Source organism: Aeromicrobium sp. (assembly GCF_032084975.1).
GTDB lineage: Bacteria > Actinomycetota > Actinomycetes > Propionibacteriales > Nocardioidaceae > Aeromicrobium.
Window position 1 is genome coordinate 1 of the sequence record NZ_DAMDLR010000128.1, and the last position, 4,443, is coordinate 4,443.

Here is a 4,443-nt window from a genome sequence, read left to right on the forward strand (position 1 = left end):
CGGGCGACAGGACGACTCCCAGAACCACCGGACCTACAAAACGGGGTCAGCCCACTCCTGGCAGCGCATCCCGGCGATCGAACGCTTCGCCAGGGAGTCCGGCGTCGCGCGGGTCGCGGGCGAGCTCATGGGCGCCCGGCAGGTGCGGCTCTACCACGACCACGTTCTCGTCAAGGAGCCCGGAACCCGCCAACGCACCCCGTGGCACCAGGACCAGCCCTACTACAACGTCGCCGGCGCGCAGAACGTCTCGATGTGGTTCCCCGTCGACCCGGTGGCGCGGGAGTCGACCCTGGAGTTCGTCGCCGGCTCCCACCTCGGGCCGTGGTTCATGCCGCGGACCTTCCTCGACGACCAGGCGAAGTGGTTCCCCGAGGGAAGCCTCGCCGAGCTGCCCGACATCGACGCGCATCCGGAGGAGTTCCGCGTCCTCGGGTGGGAACTCGAGCCCGGCGACGCGGTGTTCTTCAACATGGCCACACTCCACGCTGCGGGCGGGGTGTCGGGCACGAACCGTCGCCGCGTCCTGTCGTTGCGGTTCCTCGGTGAGGAGATGCGCCACGCCCCCCGCGCCTGGACGACCTCCCCTCCCTTCCCCGGCCTCGAGGACGAGCTGCCCGACGGCGCCCCGCTCGACCACCCGCTGTTCCCCGTGTTGTGGGAGCGCGCTGCCTGACGGCGGCGGACACCGGCGCCGACGTGGCGACACCGACAGCCACGGATCAGACACAGGCACCGGCCCCATATAGGCAGCGGCACCGCAGGCCGACATGTCTCCGGTCTGCGGTGCCGCTGTGGTGTCGTCTGCGGGGGCTCGGTCAGTGGTCGTCGGCCGTCCTCCCGGGCGGGTAGATCATCCGGTCAGGAGCGAGCCGTTGCCGCTGAGCCAGGGGGTAGTAGATCCCCGCGGTGACGACCAGTCCCACGATCCAGCTGATGTCCACGCCACCGAGCATCTCGGTGAACGGCCCGGTGTAGAGCTTCTGGGCGAGGAACGGAATCTGCACGACGATCCCGATGACGTACGTGACCAGCGCGCCGGTGTTCCACGCGCCGTAACGACCGCGTGGGTCGTAGAGGGCCGGGATGTCGACCCTCTCCTTGCTGACGAGGTAGTAGTCGACGAGGTTGATGGCGCTCCACGGCGTGAACACCATGAGCAGGACGAGGATGAAGTTCTTGAAATTGTCGATGAAATCCTTGCTCGCCAGGAGTGCCACCAGGAGCGACACGAGCACGAACGCCCCGATGAGCAGCGCCCGCGTGCTGCGGCTGATGCGATCGCGGCCGGTGAAGCCTGAGATCGTCGTGAGGATCGTCATGAACCCGCCATACGCGTTGAGGCAGTTGACGGCGAGCTTGCCGACGACGATGACGAGGTAGATGACGAACGCCATCACAGCCGGTCCGGCGAGGTCACCGAGCGCCCCGACCTGGTTGGCCACGAACGCCTTTCCCGAGTACGCGGCGATGAGCGCGCCGAGCGTCATCGCGATCTGACTGCCGATGACGCTGCCGAGGAACGTCCCCGCGAACGTGTGGGACTCGGGGGTGTTCGCTGGCAGGTAGCGGGAGTAGTCGGCGACGTAGGGGCCGTAGACGAGCTGCCATCCCGCCGAGACCGACATGGCGAGCAGGAACGTCGCGAGGTCGAACGGCCTCTGGCCGAGCAGGTCCGACAGGGAGTGCTGGGAGAGGAGCTGGACGAACAGGTACCCGAAGCCGAGGATCCCGGTCACCGTCGCGATCCGGCCGAGCATGTGGATGTAGTGGTATCCGAACGTGGCCACGACGACCGTGAGCACGCCGAACACGAGAATGCCGACGGCCGGGATGTCCGTCCTCAGCATGTGGTTGATCGCTTGCCCCGACAGCACCGTCCCCGTCGAGGCGAACCCCAGATACATGAGGACGACGAGGACCAACGGCAGGGCCGCACCGTAGACGCCGAACTGGGCGCGGCTGCTGATCATCTGCGGCAGACCCAGCCGCGGCCCCTGCGCGGAGTGCAGCGCCATCACGATCCCGCCCGCGATGTTGCCGAGCAGCAGACCGATGATCGCCCACAACGCGTCGGCACCGAACACCACGGCCAGGGCACCGTCGACGACGGCCGTGATCTGCATGTTCGCGCCGAACCAGAGGGTGAACTGGCTGGTAGGGGTGCCCGTGCGCTCGGCGGCCGGCACGACGTCGATGCTGCGACGCTCGACCCCGCGACGCGACACGGGCGTGCCCTGTGACGACGACGGGGCCTGCGCAGGGGCCGTCTGGTGGAGGGACCGGCGCCGTGTCGTGACAGACGGTGAGGCCGGGGGCGTCGCCGACGTCGAGGACGGGGGCGGTGGCGAGGACGGAGGCGTTGACGACATGAGCGGCCTTCCGGTCGAGGTGGGTGACAGCGGTACTCGCTGACCGAAGGCTGGATTCAAGCACGACCCCACCGGGGGGCACCCTCTCGACACCCAGGCCTCAGGCAAGAACTCGCAACCTTGTCGGCGCGAGAGCGGCGGGCCGGAACCGCAAAGGACACCGCGCCGGACGCGCTTGCCGGTCGTCCGCCCCGCGACGTCGAGCAGGTCCCTCCACTCGTCCCCGCCCTGCGGGATCACGGCCGCCCCGACGATCGTCGCTCCCCGCGTCGAGGCGTGATGCTCACCCTGCTGTCGGGCCGCATACCAGTCGTGATGCTCGGCGAGGTGCCAGATCGTCATGCCGTCACCATCCTCACTGCGTGCGCCACCACCCACGGCGCCGACACCGCAGAGAAAGTCCTGCGGTGTCGGCGGGCGGTCGCTGATCGGGTGGGGTCAGCAGGTGGCGGCGCGGCGCAGGGCCAGGAGCCACGCGGCCGTCGCCGCGGAGCTCACGAGCGCGGCGAGGCCGAGCGCCACGAACAGTCGGTCGGGTGTGGTCGCGGTGAGCGGCCAACCGAGGACGCCGACGAGCCACAGCGGTCCATCGGCCATCCACGTCCCACCGAACACGAGGCTGAAGACGAGGATGACGAGCGTCGTGGCGACCGACGCGTCGGGGCCGAACCGGGTGGTGAGCCACAGACCGACGGTCAGCACCATGGCGCCGACCGCGAACGACAAGGTGGGGTAGGCGAACGAGATGCCGTGCGAACCGCGGCTCAGCGCGGCGACGAGCATCGTCCATGCGACGACGACCGCGAGCAGACCCGCGCAGAGCGTGAGCAGGGCGGCGGCGTGCTGCGCGGGACGGCCCCGGAGGACCGTGATCCGCCACCCGCCCTCGTTCGCCGACCACGCCAGGCAGCCGAGGACGCACGCGCCGAGCGGGACGAGGAACCACGTCGCAAACCCGGTGACGTACGTCGTGTTCCACACCAGTCCGACGAGCGCCACCGCCGTGAGCGAGGCGACGACCGAAGCAGGGATCGCGTCGGTACGCAACAGGATCCACTGGGCGTGCACGAAGCCGGGCCGCCCTCGTCGGACCTCACCCCGGGACGGGCCGGTCGCGAGGTCACGTCGCTCGGCGGGGAGCGCCGGGTCGTGGCTGGACGCCGGGTCGTGAGCTGACGCCGCGTCGTGGAAGGGCAAGGAGTCGTCGGCGGGTGCCGCGCGCCGGCGCAGCCGTGCCAGGCCGATGATCGTGGGGTCGGTGACGACCCCGGCCCGCGCGGCGGCCACGGCGACGACGACGACCGCGAGCAGCACCGCCATCAGCTCTGGCAACAGCGGGCTCCATCCCCGCACGGGCGAGTCCTGCTCGAGGCGCACGCCGTTCTGGTGGATGCCGAGGACGGGCAGCGCCGCTCGCACGGCCCAGGTCCACGGCTGCGCCCACCACGCGGATGACTCCGCGAACACCGTGCCGGCGATCTGCCAGACGAGCGCGAGACCGATCGTCGCGATCATCCCGAGGCGGGGCGCGGCGACGACCGTGAGCGACAGCGGCAGCAACGAGCCGGCCCAGAACACGATCCACAGCGCGACGAACCGGGCGATCGGCGGCGCGGTCAACCCGCCGAGCATCCCGAATCCGAGCAACGGCAGGGTGACCGCGGCGTGGAGCAGCAACGACTGCCACGCGAGGACCAGCATCCGCGCGAGGAACGCCGTGTGCGGCGACAACGGGCGCGCCCACGTCCCACCCTCGCGCGCCGCGGCCTCCCGCGCGACCGTCGTCGTGGCGAGCAGAGTCACGACGGGCGCGAACAGGCCGGTGGCGTAGAGCGTCTGCCAACCCAGCAGCCCTCCCCAGTCCGGCATGGCCGACGTCGCGACGAACCACCACCCCAGCCCCTGCAACACGCACAGCAGCAGGCCCAGCGCGGCGAACCGCGATGACGCACTGTGCCGGGCCCGCACCCGTTCGGCGAGCACCGCCGCCGGCAGCGAGACGGTCATCGCGCACCGCCGGTCGTCACGGCGAGGTAGGCGGCTTCGAGGTCGCCGTCGGCGAAGTCGGACA

At 70.4% G+C, this 4,443-nt stretch carries 3 protein-coding genes; 1 reads left to right on the top strand and 2 read right to left on the bottom strand.

Features of this window, described 5'->3' with window-relative positions; genetic code table 11:
• Positions 1-676 (top strand): phytanoyl-CoA dioxygenase family protein (locus RT323_RS16100; RefSeq protein WP_313410241.1); only part of this gene is annotated, 676 nt, incomplete at its 5' end.
• A gap of 142 nt (positions 677-818) precedes the next feature.
• On the opposite strand, the gene RT323_RS16105 is transcribed toward RT323_RS16100, so the two are convergent.
• Both RT323_RS16105 and RT323_RS16110 read right to left on the bottom strand, forming a co-directional pair.
• Positions 819-2,228, bottom strand: coding sequence for a cytosine permease (locus RT323_RS16105; RefSeq protein ID WP_313410243.1), 1,410 nt, complete (start codon positions 2,226-2,228; stop codon positions 819-821).
• A gap of 582 nt (positions 2,229-2,810) precedes the next feature.
• Positions 2,811-4,379 carry a hypothetical protein gene (locus RT323_RS16110; RefSeq protein ID WP_313410245.1) on the bottom strand — a complete coding sequence of 523 codons (1,569 nt, stop codon included), beginning with the start codon at positions 4,377-4,379 and terminating at the stop codon, positions 2,811-2,813.
• Between the last annotated feature and the right edge of the window lie 64 nt (positions 4,380-4,443).